This is a genomic window from Colwellia sp. KS18-150, from assembly GCF_057551365.1.
Map to the genome: position 1 here is coordinate 1 of NZ_BAAJMC010000009.1, position 25,941 is coordinate 25,941.

Consider the following 25,941-nt stretch of genomic DNA (forward strand, 5'->3'; position numbering starts at 1 on the left):
TTATTTCAAAATATATACTAACGACTTTTCAGTGTGCAAAGCGGAAGCTGTTGGTCTCAAAACCAAACCGTCCGCAGCTAGCCAAAAGTGGACATTAGCTTTTTCAAACTTAGTAGAGCTTGATACAAGGTTAATATGGGGCGGACTGCGACTATTGGCTAGCCAAAAATTAATTAAAGTAGATAGGTAGTTGATGGGTTTAATATTCCCAATAATAATCATTTTAACTATTTGCGCTATTTATAATTTGTTGATACACCTTCATCTTCTCCCCATGTTAACTTGTATATATTTGAGGGTGTGTGAGGAAAATTTCACAGTTAATTGCTAGTAGAAAAACTTTTACCACTAAACCCTTTATTGTAGAAGAGCTGTAAGATGAAATTATTATTGGTTGAAGATTCCGAAGCACTATCTAGGGCTGTCGTTAAAGCGTTGAAAGTATCTGGGTTTGCGGTAGACGCAACTGATAATGGCCAAGATGGATTATGGATGGCTTTAGAGAATGACTATGACGTGATTATTCTCGATATTATGCTACCGGGGTTAGATGGTCGAGAAGTGCTTAAAAAATTGAGGGAAGCTAACAATGAAACGCCGGTTTTATTTTTGACAGCGAAAGACTCTATTGAAGATCGTGTTGCTGGTTTGCGATTAGGCGCAGATGATTATTTGGTTAAATCATTTGCTATCGAAGAACTTATTGCTAGGGTTGAAGCACTTGCACGACGAAAGTACCAAACTCGTTCTCCGAAATTAACGGTTGGTGATTTGACCTTAGATCGTTCAGCCAAAACCGTTACCCGAGGAAGTCATAGTGTCTCCTTATCTTCTCAATTGTTTTCTTTATTAGAATACCTCATGTTGCACAAAGGAAGTGTTATTTCTCGTACCCAGATAGAAGAGCACATATATGACGAACAAGTGTCGCCAATGAGCAACGTAGTTGATACAGCTATCTGCGCATTAAGAAAAGCAATTAATGTATCAAAGAGTAATAGTGCACTAATTCATACCCGAAGAGGTATGGGCTACGTAATTAGTGTAGAAAAACCATGAAAAGTATCCGCTCTCAGCTGTTAATGTGGTTAGTGCCAAGTTTTATTGTTATTGCTATTTTAGCAGGAACAACGTTGTACTTATCTGAAAAACGTAGGCTTAATGGTGGTCTTGATAATGAACTCAATAAGCTTGCTCGCGCAGTTCAGATAGCCAATAGAATGCCAATGCCTCCTCGACGATTTGGTGGAATGATGAAGAAACCAAGCAATATTGCCGAAAACACCAAGCGCCTGCTTAATGGTGAAAATAACACGTTTTATATACAAGCTTGGGATGAAACAGGAACAACATTAAGCAAGTCTGACAACCTTGCGAAGTATCAACTTAGCTATCAAAAAGAACAGCATCAGCAAAGACACTACAATAGTCAATTAGCCTCCGGTGAAAATATTCGCATGCTCTCGTTTGCGATGAGTCTTGGGCCCAGAAGCGATGAAATAACAGTTTCAGTTGCAATAACTAAAACAGAAGTTAATCAACAATTAGCGACACTCACTTATAAATTGATAATAGGTGGTGCGCTTTTTTGCTTTTTACTGTCATTCATACTCGTTTTTACCATAAGAAGAACATTAGCGCCGATAAAACATTTGTCTGAAAAAGTTGCGGGAGTAGAAGCAGGTTCGTTGCATAATAGATTGGATGTTGAAGATGTGCCCACGGAAATCAACCCTTTAATCAGTAGGCTTAATCAATTGCTTGCAAGATTAGAAAAAAGTTTTGAAAGAGAGCGCCAATTCAATAACGACCTAGCTCATGAGTTACGCACCCCGTTAGCAGCCATTCGTACAACAAGTGAAGTCGCAATGAAATGGCCTGAGCAGTCATCAGTTGATGATTATCGTTACATTGCTGAATCTTCTATACAACTACAAAATACGATAGATAGTTTGCTCTCTTTAGCTCGAATAGAGAACTCTGACTCTGAAATACTCATTGAAAAGGTGAATGCCTCCACCGTTATTGAAGAATGTATTGCTTTGCAATCAACGCTTGTAAAAGAGCGAGGGATAACAATTGTTTTGTCCTTGAATGAACAACATGTAATAGAGAGTAACCCTCATCTTTTGCGTATTATTATTTCCAATCTGATAAGTAATGCTGTTGAGTATGCACCTAAAAACAGTGAAGTTGTTTTTAGCTATAAAAACAGTCATTCAATTTTTACGAGCGCTAATCTTGCCCCTAACCTAGACAAAAGTGACCTCTCGACAATGTTTGATCGTTTATGGAGAAAAGACAGTTCACGAACGGGTACTAAACACGTTGGTTTAGGCCTTTCAATCGCGCATTCGGCTGCTACAGCAATATCGTTAAAGTTAACTGTAGAGCTAGATGATAAGCAAATGTTAATAATGAGCTTGACTGACGAATAAATCGAACAGTGGAGCTGTTTTTATAACTCCTTTAAAAGTATGTTGAATCATTCATTTTTGCATAACGATTATCCATTTAAATATTAATTTATTATCCTCATCTTCCGCTCATCTTTCTTTAATTATTATCTCGATATTAATGGTTAAATTTAAAAACTTTGGATCAGCATTGTTATGATAAAAATAAGAAATAAGAATACGTTTCTCGCATTTTGTTTTGCACCACACTTACTTTTTCTGTTTGCTTGTGGTGGTGGAGGCGGCGGCAATAAAGTGAATGAGGAAGCTCAAGATACTACACCCGCAACACCTACCGTTACTTTGTCAGTAAGCCCTGAAAGCATCTCAGTTGGTGAGAAAACCTTAATTGAATGGGAATCTAGCTCAGCAACAAGTTGTTCTGCTTCTGGTGCTTGGAGTGGCGACAAATCATTAGCAGGTGGTGAGGAAAGCACGATATTTGAAACCGCGGGAACTTACGAATTTAAACTCACTTGCACAGGAGATGGAGGAACCACTGAGGCTGGAATTCAAGCAACGGTAACGGAAGATGATGCAGAGATTGTAGAAAAGTTTAATACGGGCATGGCTTTCCTCAATGATACTGGAATAACATTTGGCTCAAATGATTCGAATAATGGAACTAACTGCAATACAACTATCACAGGTACAAATGGCTCGCTACTTGAACAAGATTGTAGTCAAGGAAGAAGTGCGACTATTAACTCTGATAGTGATGGCGACGGTGGTTTTGACCTTACTCGTATCAATGCTGATGGCAGTGTTTATAGAGGCAATGGAAACTATGCCTCAGAGTCTTGGGCATGTGTTCGTGATGATAGAACGGGCTTGCTATGGGAAGTAAAAACCAGAGATGGTAGCATCCACGACGCGAGTAATTTTTATCGTTGGGGGGGCTTAACGGCAAAAGATAGGGATAATGAAGATAGAGATGGTGATTACTATGATGATTGGAACAATCTGATTATCGCCACCAATGAGGAAAACTTCTGCGGCTACAGTGACTGGAGGGTGCCTGATAATGCTCAATTTATGTCTTTAGTCAATTTTGGTAATGGTTTTGGTCCTAACTCATATAAAATTGATCAAGCCTATTTTCCCAATGCAACCGGAGACTTTTACTGGACTGCTTCTCCTTATCAGGGAGCGCATGGTGAATTTTATGCTTGGGCATTTCAATTAGCCTTTGGCAACAATAAAAATGTTCAGCGTTATCAGCCGTCGGCGCTGCGCTTAGTTAGGGTTATGGATCCTTTTGTTGATAGCGTAAAGCAAACACCTGATGAACGTTACAAAGTGCATAACGACGGAACAGTGACAGACTTAGCAACTGATCTTATGTGGGCACAATGTGTTGTCGGCCTTAGTGGTGTGAACTGTGATAATGGTGTAGCAGAGGCCATGGAGTGGGCATTCGCATTAGAGCATGCTCAAACTAGCGAGTTGGTAGGTTATAGTGATTGGCGTCTGCCCAATATTAAAGAGCTATACTCATTAGTGGATTTCAACCGTGTTGAGCCTGCAATTAACCTAAATGTTTTCCCTTCCACTACGGTTGATTACACTTGGAGTTCGTCTCCGATGATAGATTTTGCTCAGGATTCTTGGTTTGTAAACTTTAAAGCTGGTTTGAACTGGTTTAAAGGGCGTAGTTCTGAAATGTTGGTGAGGCTTGTGCGAAGTGGCTCTGGTGATAATGAATTAGCGAGTATTGATCTTCAAGATAGTGCGGCAATTGAAATGGATGATGGCTTAGGCTCACCTGAAGGAGAAATTGCCCCTGTTGATTTACATGCTCAACTGTTAATTGAAGAGCAAGGTTATACCGGTGACCCAACAACAGGACGCGAATTGCCTAACATTAATGATGATAAAGCTCAGCTTGGTAAAGCTTTATTCTATTCAAAACGGTTAAGTGGAGAGTACGACACCGCTTGCGCTTCTTGTCATCATCCAGTTCTAGGTGGCGGGGATAATTTGTCGTGGCCTGTTGGTTACGATGCCGTAGATGTATTTCATAATTTTTCTTCAAACACCTTAGGTTCTGGTCGTTACTTTAATGGTAGCGAATCAAACGAGCTAGCAGGGTACCCCGTGATTGGTCGAAATGCCCCAACTATATTTAATATTGGATTAATGGATCGAGGCTTGTTTTGGGATTTGCGTATTGAAAGCGAGAATAATAGCAAAGGCACACGAGGTACCGAGGCAGGCATTATTACGCCAGATTCTCCCAATTTTAACAGCGTAGACAGTAATATTCCTGAAGGAGCTTCTTTGGCCAATGCCCAGTCTCGTTTTCCAACGGTAAACCACAATGAAATGCGTGGTGATGAGCTATTAACAGATGATGACAACCAAGCATATCGTGCAATGTTGGCTGCTCGTTTTGAAGGTGATGCAGAGTGGGAAGCACTCTTTCAAACTGCCTATGGTGATTCGAATATTAGTTTTGACCGCATTGCCGAAGCGCTAGCTGCATTTGAAGAGTCTATGGTGTTTGCCAGTAATCGCTGGCAGGAATACGTTGCTGCTTTGAAAGGAGTTGCAGACAGAAACATTGATGTAATGACGCAAGATGAAAAAATTGGCGCGGTGCTGTTTATGACCGCAGGTGACGAAGGTGGCGCGGCGTGTAGTCAATGTCACTCAGGTGATGCGTTCACCGACGAGAAATTTCATGCCATTGGGTTAGGACAAGTAGGGCCGGGTAATAGCGACAGTTCAAGTTTCCCACCCGTGAATAACTCTGACTTTGGCCGTGCTAATATCTCGGGAGATGTAGGAGATACCTATCATTTTCGTACATCAGCGTTATTGAATGTCACAGAAACAGGCCCTTACATGCACAATGGCAGTTTGTCTACTTTACGACAGGTTATGGATGTTTATGGAAATCCGGGAGGAGCTATGAATGACTTGCTTGGCATAAGCACTATTCTTAACGGCAATGCTACCTTTAATGAAATGGGTGATGCTGATTATTGTGATCTAACCTCTATTATCGATATTATGGATAAAACAGGCGAAACATGTGAGCAGGTTTATAACAATATGAATCCTGATGCATTTGATAATACGCGTATTTTGTTTAGACAAACATTTGATGAAACCGTATCGAATTCACCTGCACCTGAAATTGATATTAACACCGAACAATCGGAAAAGGTGATTGAGTTTATGGGAGCGTTAACAGACCCATGTGTGATAGATAGAGAATGTCTACAACCTTGGATTTTTGATTTGAGCAACTGGACATCTCATCCAGACTATAACGATAATCCTAATTGGATACTTATTGGTGAAGATAAAAGCGGTAACAAGCTTTAATCGAATATGGTTTAACTGAATAAGAGTATATGAGCGTTAGGGAGTTTATAAATTTCTAACGCTCTGTTTAATTCGTTGAAAAATAGAATATCACTCTACCTCCCATCTTCAAACTCTCACCACTCAATGTGTTAAATCGATATGCTACCCCAAGCAGGTTAATTGTCGTTAATAAGCCAAAGCTAATGTCTGCTAACGTATCTTTGTTAACATAAACTTGCCTAATTTTTAGGACTAATAATAATTGTCAAGGATTAGATATGACTCTCAGCTCCATAGCTACTTTAGAAACCCAATCCAGCTTCACCAGAAACGTTCTAGCTCTATATTGGAATGATCACAAGTTTACCATTGGGTAAACTCTGTTTACTTGCAACAAACCGATCGGTTGGTTATCATTGCAAGGGTAAACTTTTGACAAAACCTAAGAGTAGTACCCATGAGTGACGCTGAACAAACCCGCCAAAAAATTCTTGAAGTAGCTGCCGATGAAATTCATCTGCATGGTTTTCAAGCAACTAGCTTGTCGGCTATTCTTAATCGTTGTGCTATTTCTAAAGGTGCACTTTATTATCATTTTACTAACAAAATTGAGTTAGGTTACGCTGTTTTCGAAGAAGTTTACGTGCCAATGTTTTTAGATACTTGGCAGCCTGCCTTATCGCAAGAGGATCCTATTGAAGGGTTGTGCGAGTTTTTCACTGAAATGTGTGAATCTATGGTGTGTAGTGAAGCGGTTTGTGGTTGTCCGTTAAATAATCTTTGTGAAGAGATGGCTAATGTTGATGAAGGCTTTCGCTTACGCATTTTGTCAATGCAACAAAAGCTCAATGAGCTCATTGTTGAAGCGTTCACTAAAATTCAACATGACCTACGCCCTGAAATAAAATTAACTCAAGTGGCTTATTTTATTGTCGCTACTTTTCATGGTTCAACTTCATTAACTAAAAGCTCTCGTAATAAAGAGTTATTTCAACAGGTTATTACTGAGCTTTGTTTATACATCCGTGCACTCCGAAAATAATTTCACCCTAATTATCACTTTTTAATCACTATTAGATCTTAGATAAATTATTTTTATTTGATCTTTTTAGTTGCAAACCGGGCGGTCGGTGTTATGCTAGCACTATAAAGCAAACCGAGCGGTCGGTTTGTGTGGTAAACATCAACTTATTTAGTTATTGGATGAATAGTATGTCTTTATTTTCTCGCTTAGTATTAGCATTTTCGCTAGTGCTTTCAGTATCAGCTATTTCAGCGGAAGTGGCTCAACTTTCTCCTTACGCAGTGCTAGAGAATGTGGGTAATCAACTATTTACTCGTATTGCTGCTAATCAGCAAGAAATTAAAAAGTTTCCGAAAATAATGAACGACATTGTTGAAGAAGAGTTAATGCCGGCAATTGATTATAAATATGCGGCATATCGAATTTTAGGTAAGCATTTGAAAAAAACCACTAAAGAACAGCGCGCTAAGTTTGTTACATCAATGCGTAGTTATTTAGTGCGTACTTATGCCACGGCATTAAAACAATATAAAAACCAGCAGGTGATATTTGAGCCTGAGAAATCAACGGAAGGTAAAAGAATTGTGGCGATAAAAACACAAATCGTTGATATGAATGCGCCTACCATTGATGTGGTGTTTAAGATGCGTAAAAACAAAAAAACAGGTGAATGGAAGGCCTTTGATATGGTGGTTGAGGGTATATCGTTATTAAGTAGTAAGCAGGCTGAGTTAGGTAACAAGCTAGCTAAGCAAGGTGTTGAGCAAGTTTCTATGGAGCTCGCTGCGTTGGTAAAGTAATTTTACCGGGACTTCCCACTACCCCATAGTGGGAAGTTTTTTTTTCTGCTTTAACGAGCAATACTTTGTAGTACTTCAATAGACACTAAATTAGTGACGGTACTTTTAAACTGATTCATAGTGCTGGTTGCCACTAATAAACCATCTTCGTCTACCACAATGTAACCTAAATTCTTCATGGTATTTATTAACGTAGCTTGTGCTTTTTTGTCAATAAACTCAGGCGCCGTAATGTTGTTTAATACTGATAAACGTTTGGCTATCGCGACTACCTTTTCTTCTAAATTACGCTTCGATGTTGGTGCTAAACGGGTTGTTAAGTAGCTGACTATGGCTAGTCGTTGCAGGCTTTCATCCATGCATTCTGCTAATAAATTAATTTTACTCAGTTGTTGAGTGTCATCGGTTAATGACCAAAAATCGGCTTTACTTTGTTTAGCGATATTACTGGCTTGCAATGATGTTAATACTAGTTCAATTTGCTGAGTAATTTGCTCAGGCGTTTGCCATAAGAATAAATCATCTTTTAAAGCGCTGAATAAGCTGCTGGCTTGTTCGATAATTTGTTCATGAGAAATTTTACTGTGATGAGTTAACAGTTTACATACTAAGGCTATTAGAGCGTAGGTATGTAAAATGTTATTTCGGTAATAACGCATTTCTAAGCTTGCGGAATCATCCAGTGAAATAATTGAGCCAAAGCTGTCTTCGCAAATGGTAACCTTGTTTAGTGATATTACGTGTTCAAGAATTTCAGTACCGGTTTCAGCAGGTAGTGTCATTTGCTCACTAAAAGGAGCTTGGCGTTGTAGCTCTAACATAAAGTCTAGCTGCGCCGCTAAATCGGCCTTCTTCAAGGCTTTATTTTCAGAAGCGTGCAATGCTAATGCGACTAATGAAACACCATTAAGCGCCGCACATTGGTTAATTCGTAGCATTACTTGGTTTGCCATGTCGTTAACGGTTGGTGTTAACCAGTTAGGCTTTTGTGGATTGATAGGGTTAATCGACTCTTTCCAATTAGGTACTTGTTTATTTAAGTACTCGTTGATGTTCATCGGCTCACCAAAATTTACATAGCCATTACCATAGTTACGTAAATTTTTAATTGCCTTTAAGACACCAAATATCGATTCGTTTTTCTTTTCACTGCCACTTAATTCTTTATGGTAAGTACCTACTTCCATAACATGTTCGTAGCCTAAATATACTGGCACGAGTGTTAATGGACGGTCGATGCCTCGCAATAAGCTTTGAATGGTCATGGCTAGCATGCCTGTTTTGGGTGCTAATAAACGACCTGTTCGGCTACGGCCACCTTCGGTGTAGTATTTAACTGAATAGCCACGTTCAAATAACAGCCCTAAATATTCTCTAAAAATAGTGGAATATAGGCGGTTACCAGCAAAGCTGCGGCGAATAAAGAATGCACCTGCTTTTCTAAAGATAGGTCCGGCAGGCCAAAAGTTTAAATTGATACCGGCGGCAATACGCGGGATGACTAAGCCTTCTTGCAAAATGATATAGGTAAGTAGCAGGTAATCCATATGGCTACGGTGACACGGAACATAAATGATTTCGTGGCCATCATGTGCCAATTCGCGTAACAGTTGCGAGTTGTTTACTTTAATGTCGCTGTATAGTCGTCCCCATAACCAAGACAGAATACGCTCACCAAGATGAATTAACGAAACACTGTAGTCTCCGGCAATTTCTTTCATCATTGCTTGCGCTTGTTTTTTGACTTTTTCTTCGCTGATATTTTTGCTTTTCGCTTCATCACTAATAATGCGTTTTACTGAAGGGTTAGCAAAAAGTGCGGTAAACATTTGTTGTCTGTGAATAAGGCGAGGGCCTTTCGCTGCGATATTTTGACGATGAAAGTGAAAACGAGCGACACGTAATAATTTATGGGCTGTTGTTTCGTCATTGCCGTGATTGTCAGACATATAACGTAGTGACAGCACTTCACTGAAACGAATTAAGCTATCGCGACCGAGAAACAAAATGATAAATAATTTACGAAACCAAGTAGGAGATTCTTGCTCGGCAAGTAATGAGGCGACGTTCGCATTGTTTTTTTCTAAAGAAGGCGTTCTACCCCAAATAAGGTTTACTGGTATAAGCTGAACGTCTAACTCTTTATCTATATCATGCTGATTAAGCATGGCTAAACCTTGGCTTAGTGCTTTGGTTTTACTGCGTTTAATACCTAAAACTGAGGTAGGTTTTGCTAAGCATAATGTACGCTCAAAACTTTGACCGTTTATGGTTACTTGGCTTAGCGGATCTGGCAAATTTTGTTTTTTACAGGCTTTTTGTAAAGCCAGTAAGTCACTAGCAGACTGATGACTGATTATGTAAAAAATGGGTTTTTGTTCTGTTTCTATCGGTGCATTAGCATCAAGAACTATGTTACTACGTACTAATAATCGTACTGGTAGTTTTAAGAAAGAGTAGAAAAAAGAGCGCAGAAAAATCATCATATTGCTAATAGTGTTCGTTTGAATTCATCAAAGGGCGCAGTTTAGCATTTTAGTTTAGTGACTTCAAAATTGCCATTTTACACCTTATTTTAATGTCGTATTACCTTTCGACGTTAAATTACTAATGTTAATCATTATTCAACTTTTTGTTACTTAGTTACTTTGGAGTGTTTCTCTAATTAATTGAAATATAAATGTTTATATCTAATGGGTGCTTGGGTTTACTCTAAAGTCACATATAGTTGGTAATTGTTATTAAAGTGTAACAGTCAGGCTTTAGTTTTTGACAGCGTTGTCAGCCGGTGCTAGCTTCAAAAATGTACAGTGATTAAAAAACAAGCTAAATATAGCTTTTCTGCTGTGCAGCAAATCAATCTTACCTATTGGAGAGTCTAATGAAATTTATCAAAATTTTAGTATTAGGTTGTTTATTTAGCTTTACTTCGATGACAACCTCGGCTGCAGTACCAAATGTTCCTATTCTTGCATGGATGCCTGACACCTATGATGACGGTAATAATATTAATGTTGTTTGGAATATGTGGTGGGGAGAAAATGGGACTAGTTGGTCATTAAGTAATAATGGCTTACAAATTTGCCAGGGCAGTTTAACCCCTAATGGCCAAAATGAGCAGATGGGCTCTTGCAGCACAAATTTTGCTACTGGGAATCATGAGCTATCAGTAAGCTTATGTTCAATGGATGGTTGCTCAATAAGTGAAAATAAAACTTTTACCGTAGCAGGAGGTGTTACCAATGCTGCGCCGTTAGTGTCTTTAAGTGCGCCAAGCACAGCGAACAAAGGCGCACAAATTAGCTTAACAGCAGTGGCTAGCGATAGTGATGGTAGTATTTCCAAGGTTGATTTTTATAGCGACGGTAGTCTAATTGCTAGTGATACTTCCAGCCCTTATCAAGTAGATTATATTGCCACCATTGAAGGAACTATTACCTTAGTTGCTAAAGCAACTGACGATCAAGGGGCAACAAGCACTGCAACATCAAGTCTGGTTGTGTCGGCTTGTAGCGATTGCAATGAAGCGCCGCAAGTTTCGGTAACTGTGCCAAGTGGCATTAAATCGGGAGATTCGGTGTTATTGCAAGCGAATGCTAACGATGTTGATGGCTCAATTAGCCAAGTAGTCTTAATGCTTGATAATGTGCAGATAGAAACGCTAACACAAGTCCCTTTTCAATATACCTGGGTGGCGACGATAGGTGATCACACACTTGAAGCGATAGCCACAGATAATGATGGAGCTTCAACAAGCTCTATGGTTAACAACTTTACTGTAACAAATGAAAGTACAGTCGAGTTAGTGTCGCCGGGCATACCTCAAATAGCTTGGCTTGGAGAGCAGGCACTTGTTAATGGTAGTGCGGATTTCTCACTAACTTGGAACATGTGGTATGGCGAAAATGGTAATAAATGGCGCTTATTTGCAGATGATGTTTTGATTTCATCTGGTGACTTGGCAACCAATTCCCCAAATGCGCAATCAGCTTTAGCCCCAGTTAGTTTAACGACTGCTGGTAATCACAGTTTAGTCATTGAACTTTGTAATGTGGATGAGAGTAATGAGCTTTGTAGCTCTTCTAATCCGGTGGTTGTGAACGTTACTGGCGGTGACTCTGGAGGAAATTCAGCTAGCTCTCCTTGGGGTTATCTAGATAACTCTGAGTGGCTGGCATTAAAGGAGTCGGGGTTACCCGGTAATAACATTGCTTATGAGAATAACGATGGCAAACGTGTTGCTAGTTATTTTGTTGAATGGGGTGTTTATGGGAGAAACTTTTATCCTAAAGATGTTCCTGCTGCGAATTTAACACACCTGATCTACGGTTTTATCCCAATTTGTGGTCCGAATGAATCATTAACAGGAACCGCCAAGGCTGCTTTAGATTCTCAGTGTGCGAATAAACAAGACTATGAAGTGGTTGTGCATGATAAGTTCGCAGCTTTAGAGAAAAATGATTTTGATGGAACTGCTAAATGGGATGATGAAGTAAAAGGCATTTTTGCTGAATTATATCGTATGAAAATGACTTATCCGGAATTGAAAATAATCCCGTCTGTGGGTGGTTGGACATTATCTGATCCTTTGTATGACATCGGTAGTGATGCCGAAGCTCGTGCTACGTTTATTGCCTCTATTATCGATTTTATTGATACGTATGATTTTTTCGATGGTATTGATATTGATTGGGAGTTTCCGGGAGGAGGAGGTGCCAATCCTGCTTTAGGCTCTCCTGAAGATGGCGCAGGATTTGCCACCTTGATGGAGGAGTTACGTATCGCTTTAGATGCATTGGGGACTCGTAAGAATAGAAGTTATGAGTTAATGGCTGCGGTTAGTGGTGGAGTAGGTAAAGTCAGTGAAATTGACTGGGAAAGAGCTATTGCTGTTATGGATCATGTTAATTTGATGACTTATGACTACTACGGTGCTTGGAGTCAGACATATGGTCATCAAACCGGAGTTTATGGAACCAATTCATTAGCGACACCGATTGATGGTTTTTCTGTTGACGAAGTGGTGACTTATTTGACCTCACAGCGACAGGTGCCTGCTAATAAGCTCAGTGTAGGTGTTGCTATGTACGGTCGAGGGTGGACAGGCATTACCGGTGGTAACGAACAAGGTCCGTTTACTGAAACAGCAGCCGGTGGCACACCAATTACCGGAACGAGTGAAAACGGTTTTTGGGAAGCTGGTATTGTTGACTATAAAGGAATCGAGGCTAACCAATTAGGTGGAGCTAACGGTACTGGTAGTAATGGATATCAACTCTTTTGGGATGAGGAGGCGAAGGCAAGCTACTTATGGAACTTTGCGACAGGTACACTAATCTCTTTTGATGATAAACGCTCAGTATTGTCAAAAGGACAATATATTAATGATAAAGGACTAGGAGGTATATTCTCTTGGGAAATAGATGCCGATAGTGGTACGTTGCTTAATACGATGCATCAAGGGCTAGGGCACACTGAAAAGTAATTTATTTGTTGATAACTGAAGTGTTATAGGCGCTGGTAGTGTTGCATTACCAGCGTTTTTATTGGTTCAAGATACGTTGTTCAAGTAAATATATTTTGAACTAGATGTAACTATTAAGCACAAATACAGCGATTTCGTCCGGCATTTTTTGCTTCGTATAGAGCTTGGTCTGCTTGTTCAAATAAGTTTACCCAATTGTTAGTGTTGTTATTTTGCGCTACACCGATAGATACCGATATTGGCGGTAAATAGGTATTGGTTTCACGTAATATTAACTTCATTTTTGATATTGAATCACGAATTTTTTCAGCGACTTCTTTCGCTTCATATAATGACTTATGAGTCATCACTACAACAAACTCTTCGCCACCAAAGCGTACAGCAATATCTTGATCGCCGGTGTATTCTTGAATGGTTTTTGCGATACGCTGAATCACTTTATCGCCGATGAAATGACCAAACTTATCGTTAATCGCTTTAAAGTGATCTATGTCTATAGCTAGTGACGAGTGGGTGTCGTTAAGGCTTAAGGCTTGTAATTTTTCATCGCAACCACGTCTGTTTAATAGACCCGTTAATGAATCTATTAACGCTTCTTCTCGTGAGGCGGCTAATTTCTCTTTCAGTAGATTAATTTCTTTTTGTGTTGACGTTAAATCTTGAGAAAAATTTTGATGCTGTGATTTAGCGTTATTAATAGTATTAAAAAGATAATTAACAATATTTTCTAATGAAGCATGATGCTCGGTTTTAGTTAAAATTTTATCGAGCTTTTGTAAGTTATTTGCTGCTTTATTTTCATTACTAACTTGATTACTGATTTTTTTGATTGTTTCAGTTAATGTTTCTTCAAAGGGAGCTAAAACAGTACTTTCCACTTGTTGGCTAAAAGAAACAAATTGAGTAAATAAGTTGGCAAGAAAGTCGGCGTTAATGGCATCGCCTTGCTGTAATTGTCTATCTATTGCAGCAGTTAGTAATTCATTTTCATTACTAATGTATAAATATACAACGGCATAGTTTGCAGGTGTTGGCGCGATTTGATGACTGGTTAAAAAATCATGGGTATGCTCGCTGAATTTAGAAGTGACTTGATAGTTATCTTCAAAAGACATACGTTATCCCCTAGCACATTAGTTGACTTGTTATTATTATGTTAAATATTTTAACGCCATCATTATCTTGAAACAAGGCTTTAAAGCATAAAAAGCACAGTTTTTATAAGGTTTTTGTTTAAATAATCACAATTAGGAGATATTTTGCCCAATATAGCTGTATTTGTTGACGTTCAAAATATTTATTACACCACAAGGGATGCTTTTCAGCGTCAATTTAATTACCGATTGCTTTGGCAGGAATTAGCTGCACAAGGAGATGTTGTACTTGCCAATGCTTATGCTATTCAGCGTAGCGATGATCAACAGCATAAATTTCAAAAAGCCCTCAAACACATTGGCTTTGATATTAAGCTTAAACCTTTTATTCAGCGTGCTGATGGCTCAGCAAAAGGCGATTGGGATGTGGGTATTACCATTGATATGATGACTGCAGCAGCCAGCAAAAATATTGATACTGTCGTGTTATTGTCAGGAGATGGGGATTTTGATCTTTTGTTAACACATATTAAACAACAATTGGGAGTACATACCGTTGTTTATGGGGTTGAAAACTTAACGGCAAACTCTTTAATCAATGCCGCAGACAAATACCACAAAATAAACGAAAGTTTATTATTACCTTAAAAATTATACGACTTACATAGACAAATTACATGAATGAATTAGCGAACACTTTAGGCAATATTGCTTCATTTTTATGGGGTTTACCCTTAGTTATTTTATTAGTGGGTGGCGGATTGTATTTTGTAATACACAGCCGATTCACTCCTTATTTTTATTTGAAGCATGCTTTTGATATTACCACCGGAAAATTGGCCGGTGAGCAAAAAGCCTCAGGTGATTTAAGCCATTTTCAAGCGCTGATGGTGGCACTTTCTGGCACACTAGGATTAGGCAATATTGCCGGTGTCGCTGTTGCTATCACCTTAGGTGGTGCAGGTGCTGTCTTTTGGATGTGGGTTACCGCGATTGTGGGTATTGCGACTAAGTTTTATACCGCAACGTTAGCCATTCAATATCGTGGCTTAGATCGCAGTGGCAAACTGCAAGGCGGGCCTATGTATGTGATCCGCGAAGGGCTAGGTAAAAAGTGGTTACCATTAGCATGGCTATTTTGTGTCGCAGCCATGTTTGGCGCTTTACCCATTTTTCAAATCAACCAATTAGTACAAGTGTTACGCGACTTTATTGCAATCCCCAATGGTTTAGCGACCACACAAGAGCATTTCACTTTTGACTTAGTGGCCGGAATTTCCCTTTGCGTTCTGATTACGTACATAGTGATGGGTAAACTTGAACGTTTAGCCAAAGTCACCAGTTATGTTGTGCCTGTGATGGTGATTTGTTATTTCATCTTAACGCTTGGCGTGTTGTTTTTAAATTTCTCAGCGATCCCACAAGCCTTTTTAGCTATTTTTCAAGGAGCATTCAGTAGTGACTCTGTTGCTGGTGGTTTTATCGGCTCTGTTATTCTTATTGGTGTACAACGAGGTGCATTTTCTAATGAAGCTGGTATAGGTACAGAATCTATGGCTCATGGCGCAGCGAAAACTAATGAGCCCATTCGTGAAGGGTTGGTCGCTACACTTGGCCCCATTGTAGACACGTTAATTGTTTGTACTTGTACCGCCTTGGCCATTTTAGTGTCAGATTTGGGGGGGAGCAGCTTAACGGGTGTTAGCCTAACCGCACAAGTTTTTGAACAAGCTTTTCCTAACTTTGGCGCTTATGTACTCACACTTGTGGTGTTCTTTTTAAGTACCAGTACTGTACTAACCTTTTGGTATTACGGCAGTAAATGTGCCGAGTTTTTAGGTGGAGCACGCTTTGCACAAGGTTATGTGTGGTTTTATCTCTTGTTGATTATTATTGGCGCTATTTCTTCATTAACCTTAGTGATTAATTTAATCGATATTATGTATGCTCTAATGGCTATCCCTACCATGATTTCTACCGTACTGCTGGCACCTAAAGTAAGGGCATTGGCTAAAACTTATTTTGCCAAAAAAGAGGCATTACAATAGGAAGGATAAATTTTTAACGAGGCAATCATTAGCACTAGGGGCTGTTAATCTTTCGCGGTTAAATTTTGTTCGTGATAAAAACGTTTTACTCGCGGAGAGTAGCGTGCAGCCTAGTGCTCTAAGCAAATGCTGCTCAACAAAGAGTAAAATGTTTTTAGCCGAATCCTTCGGACAGTGTTTGTTGGTCATTTTTACGACGTTATCGCCTTTTTATGTGGAACAACCACACGACAAAAGCTCTTCCTTGTATAAATACCCAACAAACTACTGCAAAAATAATCTCGAAAGTTCAACAGACCCTAAGCTATTAAATCAAATTCTTATTAACAAGTTATACTAAATACAGTAGATTAGAAATTAGATAGACGTTATTTCAAGTAGTACCAAGCAAGCCGTAAAGGTTTGCTTGGTGAAAAACTCTCTATACTTCACTTATGTGATTAAGGAGTTAACTTTGAAGAAAACTGATACCACTAACTATCAACATTTTTTAAATGTTGTTGATTGCCAGCAAGCTTGCCCTGCTCACACACCAGTACCAGAATATATTCGTTTAATTGCCGAAAAACGCTATACCGATGCTTATTTAATTAATTGGGAGTCTAATGTTTTTCCTGGTGTATTAGGGCGTGTTTGCGATCGCCCTTGTGAGCCAGCATGTCGACGCGGCAGAGTAGAAGACACCCCAGTGGCGATTTGTCGATTAAAGCGTGTCGCCAGTGATCATAAAGACGATATCACTCCCTTTTTACCCAAAATCCCCCGTAAGAAAAATGGTAAACGTATCGCGCTTATAGGCGCAGGTCCTGCTTCCATGACCATTGCAAGAAACTTATTACCTCTGGGCTATGATGTGGTCTTGTTTGAACGAGACGAGAAAGCTGGCGGCATGATGCGCAGCCAAATTCCTGCCTTTCGTTTACCTGAAACGGTACTAGATGAAGAATTGAACTACATTATCAACATGGGCTTAGAGTGCCATTTTGGTGAAGAAGTCAGTAGCTTAGATAATTTACTTCACGCAAATTTTGATGCCATTTTTGTGGGTACTGGAGCTCCTAATGGTCGTTGGCTAACGATACCCGGACATGATAAAGCCGGCGAGCAAATTAAAACGGGTATTGGCTTTTTAGCTAATGTCAGTTTTGATCATGTCCATGAAGTGCCTAAAAATGTGATAGTACTCGGTGGTGGTAATACTGCGATGGACTGCTGCCGTACAGCAAAACGTCTTGGTGCTACCGATGTCAAAGTACTGGTTCGTTCAAGCTATGATGCAATGAAAGCATCACCATGGGAAAAAGAAGATGCCGCCGCGGAAGGCATTGCTTTAATGCCCAACTATAGTCCACTTGAATACGTTATTGAGGATGGCAAGCTTACGGGTATGAAGTTTGAAGAAGTGGAGTCTGTGTATGATGCTCATGGCAAACGTAGTTTGCAGCCGACAGGTGAAACTTTACTTGTTGATTGTGATTTAGTGTTAGTCGCTGTTGGTCAAGACACTGCTTTTCCATGGATTGAACGAGACATTGGTATTGATTTTAACCAATGGGAATTACCCAAGCTTAATGAACAATCCTTACAATCTACTCACCCGAAAGTTTTCTTTGGCGGCGATGCTGCTTTTGGCCCTAAGAATATTATTTCTGCGGTTGCTAATGGTCATCAAGCGGCAATATCCATCGATTTATTTTGCCAAAATGCCGATCCTGTGCAAGACAGAAGCGATAGCTCGTTTAGTTTGACCAGCCAAAAAATGGGCATTCATGAGTGGAGCTATCAAAGCACTATTGATCATCAAGAGCGTAACTTAGTTCCTCATATTGCGTGGGAAGAAGCAGTTAAACAATTAGCTGCTGAAGTTGAGTTAGGTTACGACGAAAAACTCGCTTTAGAAGAAGCCAGTCGCTGCTTAAATTGTGATGTACATACGGTATTTACCGAGAGTACCTGTATTGAATGCTCGGCATGTGAAGATGTTTGTCCAATGGACTGTATTAACTTTGTCGAAGAAGAAATTGATGACAAACAAGTGGTCAAACAATTTAGAGTGACTGAGCTGAATCATGAACAACCACTGTTGGTATCTGCGCCATTGAAAACGGGCCAAATAATGGTGAAAGATGAAGATGTTTGCTTACATTGCGGGTTATGTGCAGAGCGTTGCCCAACAGGGGCATGGGATATGAAAAAACTCGAAATTACCAATACCCATGCAACGATCAAAGGAGGGGTGAAGTAATGGCGGAAAAAACTACAGCGATAACAGAAAGTGAAGACGATAATTATTTGCTAGCAGATGAAGACTGCCTTATTAATGACTTCGTGGTACGTTTTGCTAATACCAACGGCACTGGCTCTGCGAGTGCGAATAATATGTTTGCTAAAGCGATATTGCGAATGGGGATTCCGGTTAGCGCCAAGAATATTTTTCCATCAAATATCCAAGGTATGCCGACTTGGTATGAAGTTCGGATTTCAGAGAAAAATTACTTGGGTCGCCGAGGTGGTAAATCAGAAATGGTTGTGGCAATGAATGCGCAAAGTTTAGCCGCTGATATCGACAGTGTGATCGAAGGGGGCTATTTACTTTATGATTCAAGTAGGCAATTACAAGATAGCCAAATTCGACAAGGCATTAATTATTTAGGTATACCTATTTCCAGTATTTGCCTCAAAGAATACACCGATCCTAGACAGAGACAATTATTTAAAAATGTGATTTATGTTGGAGCATTGGCAGCACTGCTCAATATGGATTTTAACTTACTTAAAGGCTTGGTAAGAGATCAGTTTAAAGGTAAAGAAAAGCTGATCACCCCTAATGTTTATGCGCTAGAGCTAGGTTATCAATACGCACATAAGCATTTTATTTGTCCTTTAGCGATTAAGGTAGAGCCTCGTGACTTGGTGAATAATCGTATCTTAGTTGATGGTAATACTGGCATAGGGCTTGGCGCCGTTTATGGGGGAGCAACTGTTGTTGGCTGGTATCCTATTACTCCGTCAACTTCCGTGATAGAGAAGTTTGCTAGTTATTGTCATCGTTTACGTATTGATGCCGCGAGCGGCAAAAATAATTATGCAATTGTGCAAGCTGAAGACGAGTTAGCTGCCATCGGAATCGCCATTGGCGCTGGCTGGAGCGGCGCACGTGCGTTTACCGCAACCAGTGGTCCGGGTATCTCATTGATGACTGAGTTTTTGGGCTTAGCTTATTTTACTGAAATTCCTATGGTATTGGTGAATGTGCAACGGGCAGGTCCGTCAACAGGAATGCCAACACGTACTCAGCAATCTGACATTCTAAGCTGTGCTTATGCCTCTCATGGTGATACTAAACAGTTATTACTCTTTCCTGACAGTCCAACAGAATGTTTTGAAATGGGAGCACAAGCTTTTGATATTGCTGATGTATGCCAGACGCCTGTGATTATTATGTCAGATCTAGACCTAGGCATGAATGATCACCTTAGCGATGAATTTCAATGGCAAGATGATAAAGCGTACCAATACGGTAAAGTACTTAATAAAGAGCAGCTAGATGAAGTAAAAGAATTTGGTCGTTATTTAGATGTGGACGGCGATGGTATTTGTTACCGCACTTTGCCTGGAACTCATCCGGATAAAGGCGCCTATTTCAATCGAGGCACCTCGCGTGATCATTACGCACGATATACTGAAAAGCCAAAAGATTATGTGGATAATGTTGACCGGTTAACACAAAAATTTATCACGGCACTTAAATACCTTCCTAAACCTGACATAGTTCAAGGCAAGCAAAGCGCCAAGGTCGCTCTTATTTACTATGGCACCACAAGCCATCCAATTACCGAGGCTATTGATGAATTAAACACGCATGGCATAACAACCGATACATTGCGTATTCGCGCTTTTCCGTTTCATGCTGAAATTGAGCAATTTATAGCAAGCCACCAAGACGTGTTTGTCATCGAGCAAAACCGTGACAGTCAAATGAAAACAGTCTTGGTGAATGAATTGCAAATTAACCCAAATAATTTAACGAGCATAGTAAATTATGATGGTTTACCCATGACAAGTTATCAGGTTGTACAAGGTGTGTTAGCGCACTTTTCGGATAAAGAGTCTGCACAACAAACTGATAAAAAAGCAGGGTAGGAGAGAACTATGAGCTATATCAAATCAACCTTTAAACATCCTCGTTTGCCCGTTAATGATTTAGGCCTGACTTACCGAGATTATGAAGGAGCGTTATCCACTTTATGCTCAGGCTGTGGTCATGATGCGTTAACTTCTGCCATTGTTCAGGCGTGCCATGAGCTCTCTATTGAGCCTCATAAAGTGGCGAAATTATCGGGTATTGGTTGCTCATCAAAAGCGCCTAATTACTTTTTGAATAAAGCGCATGGCTTTAATTCTGTGCATGGTCGAATGCCTTCAGTAGCCACGGGTGCGAATATGGCTAATCAAGATTTATTATATTTAGCCATGTCGGGGGATGGTGATAGTGCTTCAATTGGTTTTGGGCAGTTTGCTCATGTTGTGCGCAGGCAGCTGAATATGGTTTATATGGTAGCGAACAACGGCGTTTATGGTTTAACAAAAGGACAATTAGCAGCGACAGCCGATCAGGGCGTAAAAAACAAAGCTGGTGATTTGAGCTTGTTTACGGACATAGATTTATGCGTAATGGCGTTGCAGTTAGGAGCTAGCTTTGTTGCCCGAAGCTTCTCAGGAGATAAAAAGCAGCTAGTGCCTTTGATTAAAGCTGCCATGAGCCATAAAGGTTTTGCCTTTATCGATATTATTTCTCCGTGTGTAACTTTTAATAATCATAATGGCTCAACCCGCTCTTATGATTATGTTCATGATCATATCACTACGGCAGCGGTGACTGATTTTGTACCAGTAAAAACCGAAATTACCAGTCATTGTGAAAGTGGTGATAGTGAAGATGTTTGCTTACATGATGGCTCTATAATGCGCATTCAGAAACTGAGTGATGATTACGATAGCCATGATGCTAGTAAAGCCATTATTGATATTGAAGCGCACAAAGCGAAAGGGGAAATCTTAACAGGTTTGTTCTATTTAGAGGCGACAGCGAGTGACTTTCATGAAATTAACAATACCAGTGATACTCCTTTAAACCAGCTCGATCAAGATGCTTTATGTCCGGGAAAAAGAGTATTAACTGGTATTAATGAAAGTTTTAGATAGCTTATTTCACGGTATAGTCTCTACCTTTAACCGCATCAAATAACGTATAACTTTGACGTTTTATTTGTGATGCTCTGAATTTAAATGCTACCAAAGAAACGAGCACAAGACCGGCCATGGCGATTAAAGCAAATGGCAGTAAAACGATAAACAATGCTAAGAAAAGTATGGCAAATATACTGTCTTTTACTCTTAACTTGGTTGGTGATATTGATGTTGAAAACATACTAAACCCCTTAAAATAAAAATAGTAAGTTAGCTAATAATAGTTAACTTACTCCAGTGTAAAGGCAAAGTACTATCAGGTGTGTAATGTTTTGTATCTGATTGTAAGTAAAGATTTTATGTTAATTTAAGTCTGTAAAGCTGATACTAGGGTCTGTTGACTCATTCGTCGTTATGTTGAGAGAGCGTTTTATTGAACAGGGTTATAAAATTTTTATCTTTTAATATTTGGGCATGTTGCGCTTTAAAGCCATAAATTTGCGTCGCCTCTTCTTGTAGAGATAACGAAAGTTGACTACTCATAGGTACAACACCATCACCTTCTTCTTCAGGTAAAAATGAAAATACCAAGTGATAAGCAATATTGTCTGGCACCTGCCACTGATGTACTTTTTTAATGTAAGCACTATTGGTGGCTAAATCACGCCAAGAAGGAATAACAATCGGAGACGTTTCAACACCTGAGGCGGCACTCGACATGCCATATAAAGGGCTGTTAATTGTCATATAAAAAGGGATGTTAAAGTCGGTTTCTTGTTGCTGATGTTTCATTAAAAAGGACCGTGACATAAGCCCTCCCATGCTATGAGTAATTAAATATATATCGTTAAACTTATGTTGTTCTTGTAATTGATTTAGCGCATTTAATAAATATTGACTGATTAAGTCTAATTGAATACCACTAGCATAATATAATACCCATGGTTGGTACTGCTCTCTGTCTAACGTACTAATCATTGCTTCGAATTCAGCGGGATTACCTAGGATTCCATGAGTAAATACAACGGGGATTTTTCCTGTTTCAAAAGGCTGTAACATAAATAAACCGCCACCAATCTGATTCACAAAAGTTAACGGTTGCCATAATCCAAGTGAAGCATTCTCCGGGGAAAACATTGGGTCAGTTAGTGAGGTAACTTTACCAATATTGGTGTGTACTTTAGATTTATTAATAGTCGCTTTCACCAAATCGCTAGTATTGAGTACGCTGGTTATGGAGATATCGTCAAGGATGAAATGTTCATTTGAGGAAACATTGATGACGCTATAAAGATTCGTATTTTGGCTGTGCAGCGCTGATTTTTCATGCGCTTCTCTTAATTGATTTTCATTTTCATCAATATAGGCACCAATAATGTAGTTACCCGGTAATAAGTTAAACTGGTAATTATTATTATCATCCACCAAGGTTTGTTGTTGTACTTCGATATGGGTTTTATATTGCTGAAGCAATACAACATAGACAGAGCTTGTAGTATTTTCAATATCAATTTTGCCAGAAATAGATGAAATATTTTCCAATTGTTTAGCTTGCTCTTTCGTTTTCATTAGTGAGCATGAGCAGAGAAATAAAACTAGAAAAGTGATGGGGAAAAGTGTTTTTACTGGCGTCATTGCTGATGTTCTCCATTCATAACGGTATTTTATATACGTATTTGTTTACCTTATATTTTTTTAGAGGAAATTACTATTTAATTGCCTGATAAATTGGTTTAAAAAAAGCTTTGATTAAAACTAGTTATTTAGCTAAGGTACTGAACTTTAAAGTTAAACCATAACAATAATAATGAGAATTTAATGACAACGATAAAACTACTAATTGCTGGACTTTTTGCCGTATTTTTAACTGGCTGTGTAACACCTATTCCATTAGCTGAGCAAGCACCAAAGCTTTCATATCAAGCTGCTGATAAAGTTGTGATATCGGTGGTAGATAATAGAAAACGCGTGATAGATGGAAAACCTAAACACTATGTTGGTAAAGCTCATGCTTCTTTTGGTATTCCGGTTGATTGGCACGTAGACCAAGTATTAGCGACAGAGGATTTTGATAAAGATAAAAACCTTTCACAATTTTTAGAGCACAGGATCACCACAGGTTTAGCTAACAGCGGTTGGAATGTTGTGGCCGCCAATATTGATACACAAGTGAATAGCGATAAAGCTAAAGAAATTATCACTGAGCATGATGCTCAAAAATGTTAGTGCTTAACCTACATGAGTGGTATTTCAGTATTAACCTAAACTGGGTTACTTCGTTTAATTTTGATACCGATGCTACCGTTTATGTTTATGAAAAATCGCATGGTAAAGTATTGAAAAAACAAATTGCAGAGCGCGATGTGGTTGAAGAAACAGCGAGTGAATCGCCTCAAAATAACGTACTTCGCGCTTATAGAGATCAGTTGATTGATATCTTTAATGATGAAGATGTTAAGCAAGCATTGGAAAGCACTGAATAAAAACGAGCAAAAATATACAGATTCAATAACGGTGATTAACTACACTTAAAGCTGTTTAAGCCATTAGCTGCCGCTATTGAATCTTTTGAAAATTAGTGAAGTATTAATACCGCCAAAGGCAAAATTATTAGTCATCACATAATCTGTTTTCTTAGTTAAGCCTTCCCCTTGAATGTAATGTAAATCACCACATTGAGGGTCAACCGTATCTAAATTTGCACTCGCGGCAAACCAATTATCTTGCATCATGTTGATACTTGCCCAAGCTTCTATGCTACCACACGCACCTAACGTATGACCTAAATAACTTTTAAGCGAGCTAATGGGGGTGTTTTTCCCTAAAGCTTGCTCTGTCGCTTTAGTTTCGGCAATATCACCCTTTTCAGTGGCTGTACCATGACCGTTTACATAGCCAATATCATTAGGAGAGATATCAGCATCTTTAATAGCCATTTCCATCGCCACTTGCATAGTATCTGCTGAAGGTTGTGTAACATGCTGACCATCAGAGTTGGTACCAAAGCCGACTAATTCAGCAAAAATAGTGGCACCACGCGCTTGAGCAGATTCATAGCTTTCTAAAATAAATGTACAGGCACCTTCGCCAATAACTAACCCATCACGTGTAGCGTCATAAGGTTTTGGTGTGCTTTTGGGGTTATCATTGACCGTACTGGTGGCAAATAAAGTATCAAATACCGCTGCAATGGTTACGCATAGTTCTTCTGCGCCACCGGCAATCATCGCGGTTTGTTTGCCATATTTAATGGCTTCGTAGGCATAACCTAAGGCTTGTGAGCCTGAAGTACATGCAGAGCTTGTGGTATGTACTCGCCCTTTAACACCAAAAAACACACCAATATTTACTGCTGTGGTATGTGCCATCATTTTTATATAGCTGGTGGACGTGATACCTGTCATAGACTTATCACTCAGTAAATTGGCAAAATCTACAAATGGTGCCGTTGAGCCGGTACTTGAGCCATAAGCTATGCCGGTGTCTCCTTGTGTTAGTAAATCACTTTCTAACAGGTTAGCTTGAGCTAGTGCTCGCTCTGTCGCTGTGGTTGCCATTAGAGAGACTCGACCCATAGAACGACACTGTTTTCTGGTGTAGTGTTTAGGTTTACTAAAATCAACAATAGGCGCGGCTAATCGAGTATTCAATTCATCATAGCCATCCCATGGCGAATAGTACTGAACAGCATTCTCGCCTGCTTTTAATTTTGTTGAAAAGTCTTGCCAATTATCCCCCAGTGCTGTGATGGCAGACATACCTGTAACGACAACGCGATGCATTAGCTTAATCCTCCGTCAACACTTATCACTTGTCGGGTGATATAGCTTGCACCTTGAGAAAATAAAAAATTCACTGTTGCCGCTATTTCCAAATCACTACCTGCTCTGCGCATTGGTACAATTTGTTTGATCATATCTTTGGGCATATCTTCAGTCATTTCGGTTTGGATAATGCCAGGGGCGACACAATTAACGGTTATTTTTCTTTTAGCTAGCTCTAATGCTAGTGCTTTGACAGCACCAATAAGTCCTGCTTTTGAAGCGCTATAGTTGACTTGGCCACGGTTGCCTAAAATACCTGACACGGAAGAAATTGCGACGATACGACCACCTTTTCTTAATTGAATCATCGGCATTATGAGTGGGTGGACGACATGATAGAAGCCATCTAGATTAGTATGAATAACTTTGTGCCACTGCTCTTCTGTCATCGCAGGAAAGGCATTATCACTATGTACACCGGCATTACACACCACGCCATAATAAGCGCCAAAATCTTCAATATCTTTAACAAGTACTTGTTTTGTTTGCTCGCCATTGGCTATATCAAATTGAATGATTCGGCTTTTACCATCGGGTTGATGAGATTTCACTTGAGCTAATGTTTCTTCAGCGCCTTGTTTATCACTATGGTAATGTACAACGACATCAAAACCACTTTGTGCTAGCTCAATGGCGATGGCTTTACCTATGCCCTTACTTGAGCCAGTTACTAATACTGAGTTATTCATTTTTATTCCTGTCATT

Annotated in this window: 20 protein-coding genes and 1 pseudogene; 15 read left to right on the forward strand and 6 right to left on the reverse strand. The window is 39.4% G+C overall.

Translation table 11 applies throughout. The features are described 5' to 3' along the window. The 6 genes from AC27IF_RS12205 to AC27IF_RS12230 all read left to right on the forward strand — a co-directional run. A partial coding sequence (locus AC27IF_RS12205) for a hypothetical protein (protein WP_487054613.1) occupies positions 1-190 on the forward strand: 190 nt, incomplete at its 5' end. A 188-nt stretch (positions 191-378) separates the two neighbouring features. Next, the gene (locus AC27IF_RS12210; protein WP_487054614.1) at positions 379-1,059 is read left to right on the forward strand and encodes a response regulator; all 681 of its coding nucleotides are present in this window, start codon (positions 379-381) and stop codon (positions 1,057-1,059) included. Continuing rightward, positions 1,056-2,438, forward strand: coding sequence for a histidine kinase dimerization/phospho-acceptor domain-containing protein (locus AC27IF_RS12215; protein WP_487054615.1), 1,383 nt, complete (start codon positions 1,056-1,058; stop codon positions 2,436-2,438). The genes AC27IF_RS12210 and AC27IF_RS12215 overlap by 4 nt, the downstream gene beginning before the upstream one ends. A gap of 174 nt (positions 2,439-2,612) precedes the next feature. Continuing rightward, positions 2,613-5,789: an Lcl domain-containing protein gene (locus tag AC27IF_RS12220; protein WP_487054616.1), complete on the forward strand. Its 3,177-nt coding sequence runs from the start codon at positions 2,613-2,615 to the stop codon at positions 5,787-5,789. Between the two features lie 439 nt (positions 5,790-6,228). After that, positions 6,229-6,813 (forward strand): TetR/AcrR family transcriptional regulator, encoded by a 585-nt coding sequence (locus AC27IF_RS12225; protein WP_487054617.1) that lies wholly within the window; start codon positions 6,229-6,231, stop codon positions 6,811-6,813. Positions 6,814-6,983: 170 nt separating this feature from the next. Further along, complete coding sequence (locus AC27IF_RS12230; RefSeq protein ID WP_487054618.1) at positions 6,984-7,595, forward strand: MlaC/ttg2D family ABC transporter substrate-binding protein; 612 nt, start codon at positions 6,984-6,986, stop codon at positions 7,593-7,595. A 50-nt stretch (positions 7,596-7,645) separates the two neighbouring features. Here AC27IF_RS12230 and plsB read toward each other — a convergent pair whose 3' ends face one another. Next, on the reverse strand, positions 7,646-10,081 hold the full coding sequence (plsB, locus tag AC27IF_RS12235) for a glycerol-3-phosphate 1-O-acyltransferase PlsB (RefSeq protein WP_487054619.1): 2,436 nt from the start codon (positions 10,079-10,081) through the stop codon (positions 7,646-7,648). Positions 10,082-10,476: 395 nt separating this feature from the next. Here plsB and AC27IF_RS12240 point away from each other — a divergent pair, with 395 nt between their 5' ends. Then, positions 10,477-13,080, forward strand: a complete 2,604-nt coding sequence (locus AC27IF_RS12240; RefSeq protein WP_487054620.1) for a glycosyl hydrolase family 18 protein — start codon at positions 10,477-10,479, stop codon at positions 13,078-13,080. Between the two features lie 113 nt (positions 13,081-13,193). Here the strand turns inward: AC27IF_RS12240 and AC27IF_RS12245 are convergent, their stop codons facing one another. Continuing rightward, the gene (locus AC27IF_RS12245; protein WP_487054621.1) at positions 13,194-14,195 is read right to left on the reverse strand and encodes a GGDEF domain-containing protein; all 1,002 of its coding nucleotides are present in this window, start codon (positions 14,193-14,195) and stop codon (positions 13,194-13,196) included. Between the two features lie 144 nt (positions 14,196-14,339). Between AC27IF_RS12245 and AC27IF_RS12250 the strand changes: the two genes are divergently transcribed. The 6 genes and pseudogenes from AC27IF_RS12250 to AC27IF_RS12275 all read left to right on the forward strand — a co-directional run bounded on the left by AC27IF_RS12250 (position 14,340) and on the right by AC27IF_RS12275 (position 21,427). Then, the gene (locus tag AC27IF_RS12250) at positions 14,340-14,822 is read left to right on the forward strand and encodes an NYN domain-containing protein (protein ID WP_487054622.1); all 483 of its coding nucleotides are present in this window, start codon (positions 14,340-14,342) and stop codon (positions 14,820-14,822) included. 29 nt (positions 14,823-14,851) lie between these two features. Then, entirely contained in the window at positions 14,852-16,222 is a 1,371-nt protein-coding gene (locus AC27IF_RS12255; protein WP_487054623.1) for an alanine/glycine:cation symporter family protein, read from the forward strand. 74 nt (positions 16,223-16,296) lie between these two features. Next, positions 16,297-16,562, forward strand: a pseudogene (locus AC27IF_RS12260) (hypothetical protein). A gap of 114 nt (positions 16,563-16,676) precedes the next feature. Further along, positions 16,677-18,467, forward strand: coding sequence for an FAD-dependent oxidoreductase (locus AC27IF_RS12265; RefSeq protein WP_487054624.1), 1,791 nt, complete (start codon positions 16,677-16,679; stop codon positions 18,465-18,467). Then, positions 18,467-20,365: a 2-oxoacid:acceptor oxidoreductase subunit alpha gene (locus AC27IF_RS12270; RefSeq protein WP_487054625.1), complete on the forward strand. Its 1,899-nt coding sequence runs from the start codon at positions 18,467-18,469 to the stop codon at positions 20,363-20,365. Before AC27IF_RS12265 ends, AC27IF_RS12270 begins: the two co-directional genes overlap by 1 nt. Before the next feature lie 9 nt (positions 20,366-20,374). Continuing rightward, positions 20,375-21,427 carry a 2-oxoacid:ferredoxin oxidoreductase subunit beta gene (locus AC27IF_RS12275; protein ID WP_487054626.1) on the forward strand — a complete coding sequence of 351 codons (1,053 nt, stop codon included), beginning with the start codon at positions 20,375-20,377 and terminating at the stop codon, positions 21,425-21,427. A gap of 1 nt (position 21,428) precedes the next feature. Here the strand turns inward: AC27IF_RS12275 and AC27IF_RS12280 are convergent, their stop codons facing one another. Further along, a complete protein-coding gene (locus AC27IF_RS12280) occupies positions 21,429-21,653 on the reverse strand; it encodes a hypothetical protein (protein ID WP_487054627.1) in 225 nt (74 codons plus the stop codon). A gap of 161 nt (positions 21,654-21,814) precedes the next feature. Further along, positions 21,815-23,047, reverse strand: a complete 1,233-nt coding sequence (locus tag AC27IF_RS12285; protein ID WP_487054628.1) for an alpha/beta hydrolase — start codon at positions 23,045-23,047, stop codon at positions 21,815-21,817. 183 nt (positions 23,048-23,230) lie between these two features. Here AC27IF_RS12285 and AC27IF_RS12290 point away from each other — a divergent pair, with 183 nt between their 5' ends. Next, the gene (locus tag AC27IF_RS12290) at positions 23,231-23,638 is read left to right on the forward strand and encodes a YajG family lipoprotein (protein ID WP_487054629.1); all 408 of its coding nucleotides are present in this window, start codon (positions 23,231-23,233) and stop codon (positions 23,636-23,638) included. Then, positions 23,632-23,895 (forward strand): hypothetical protein, encoded by a 264-nt coding sequence (locus AC27IF_RS12295; protein WP_487054630.1) that lies wholly within the window; start codon positions 23,632-23,634, stop codon positions 23,893-23,895. Before AC27IF_RS12290 ends, AC27IF_RS12295 begins: the two co-directional genes overlap by 7 nt. A 63-nt stretch (positions 23,896-23,958) precedes the next feature. Here AC27IF_RS12295 and AC27IF_RS12300 read toward each other — a convergent pair whose 3' ends face one another. Together AC27IF_RS12300 and fabG are read right to left on the reverse strand one after the other, a co-directional pair. After that, positions 23,959-25,194, reverse strand: coding sequence for a beta-ketoacyl-ACP synthase (locus AC27IF_RS12300; protein WP_487054631.1), 1,236 nt, complete (start codon positions 25,192-25,194; stop codon positions 23,959-23,961). Then, the gene (gene fabG, locus AC27IF_RS12305; RefSeq protein ID WP_487054632.1) at positions 25,194-25,925 is read right to left on the reverse strand and encodes a 3-oxoacyl-ACP reductase FabG; all 732 of its coding nucleotides are present in this window, start codon (positions 25,923-25,925) and stop codon (positions 25,194-25,196) included. The genes AC27IF_RS12300 and fabG overlap by 1 nt, the downstream gene beginning before the upstream one ends. Positions 25,926-25,941 lie beyond the last annotated feature (16 nt).

Bases quoted from the DNA above. Each gene is read 5' to 3' on its own strand.
- AC27IF_RS12210 (WP_487054614.1), top strand. From the start codon at position 379: ATGAAATTATTATTGGTTGAAGATTCCGAAGCACTATCTAGGGCTGTC.
- AC27IF_RS12215 (WP_487054615.1), top strand. From the start codon at position 1,056: ATGAAAAGTATCCGCTCTCAGCTGTTAATGTGGTTAGTGCCAAGTTTT.
- AC27IF_RS12220 (WP_487054616.1), top strand. From the start codon at position 2,613: ATGATAAAAATAAGAAATAAGAATACGTTTCTCGCATTTTGTTTTGCA.
- AC27IF_RS12225 (WP_487054617.1), top strand. From the start codon at position 6,229: ATGAGTGACGCTGAACAAACCCGCCAAAAAATTCTTGAAGTAGCTGCC.
- AC27IF_RS12230 (WP_487054618.1), top strand. From the start codon at position 6,984: ATGTCTTTATTTTCTCGCTTAGTATTAGCATTTTCGCTAGTGCTTTCA.
- plsB (WP_487054619.1), bottom strand. From the start codon at position 10,081: ATGATGATTTTTCTGCGCTCTTTTTTCTACTCTTTCTTAAAACTACCA.
- AC27IF_RS12240 (WP_487054620.1), top strand. From the start codon at position 10,477: ATGAAATTTATCAAAATTTTAGTATTAGGTTGTTTATTTAGCTTTACT.
- AC27IF_RS12245 (WP_487054621.1), bottom strand. From the start codon at position 14,195: ATGTCTTTTGAAGATAACTATCAAGTCACTTCTAAATTCAGCGAGCAT.
- AC27IF_RS12255 (WP_487054623.1), top strand. From the start codon at position 14,852: ATGAATGAATTAGCGAACACTTTAGGCAATATTGCTTCATTTTTATGG.
- AC27IF_RS12270 (WP_487054625.1), top strand. From the start codon at position 18,467: ATGGCGGAAAAAACTACAGCGATAACAGAAAGTGAAGACGATAATTAT.
- AC27IF_RS12275 (WP_487054626.1), top strand. From the start codon at position 20,375: ATGAGCTATATCAAATCAACCTTTAAACATCCTCGTTTGCCCGTTAAT.
- AC27IF_RS12280 (WP_487054627.1), bottom strand. From the start codon at position 21,653: ATGTTTTCAACATCAATATCACCAACCAAGTTAAGAGTAAAAGACAGT.
- AC27IF_RS12285 (WP_487054628.1), bottom strand. From the start codon at position 23,047: ATGACGCCAGTAAAAACACTTTTCCCCATCACTTTTCTAGTTTTATTT.
- AC27IF_RS12290 (WP_487054629.1), top strand. From the start codon at position 23,231: ATGACAACGATAAAACTACTAATTGCTGGACTTTTTGCCGTATTTTTA.
- AC27IF_RS12295 (WP_487054630.1), top strand. From the start codon at position 23,632: ATGTTAGTGCTTAACCTACATGAGTGGTATTTCAGTATTAACCTAAAC.
- AC27IF_RS12300 (WP_487054631.1), bottom strand. From the start codon at position 25,194: ATGCATCGCGTTGTCGTTACAGGTATGTCTGCCATCACAGCACTGGGG.
- fabG (WP_487054632.1), bottom strand. From the start codon at position 25,925: ATGAATAACTCAGTATTAGTAACTGGCTCAAGTAAGGGCATAGGTAAA.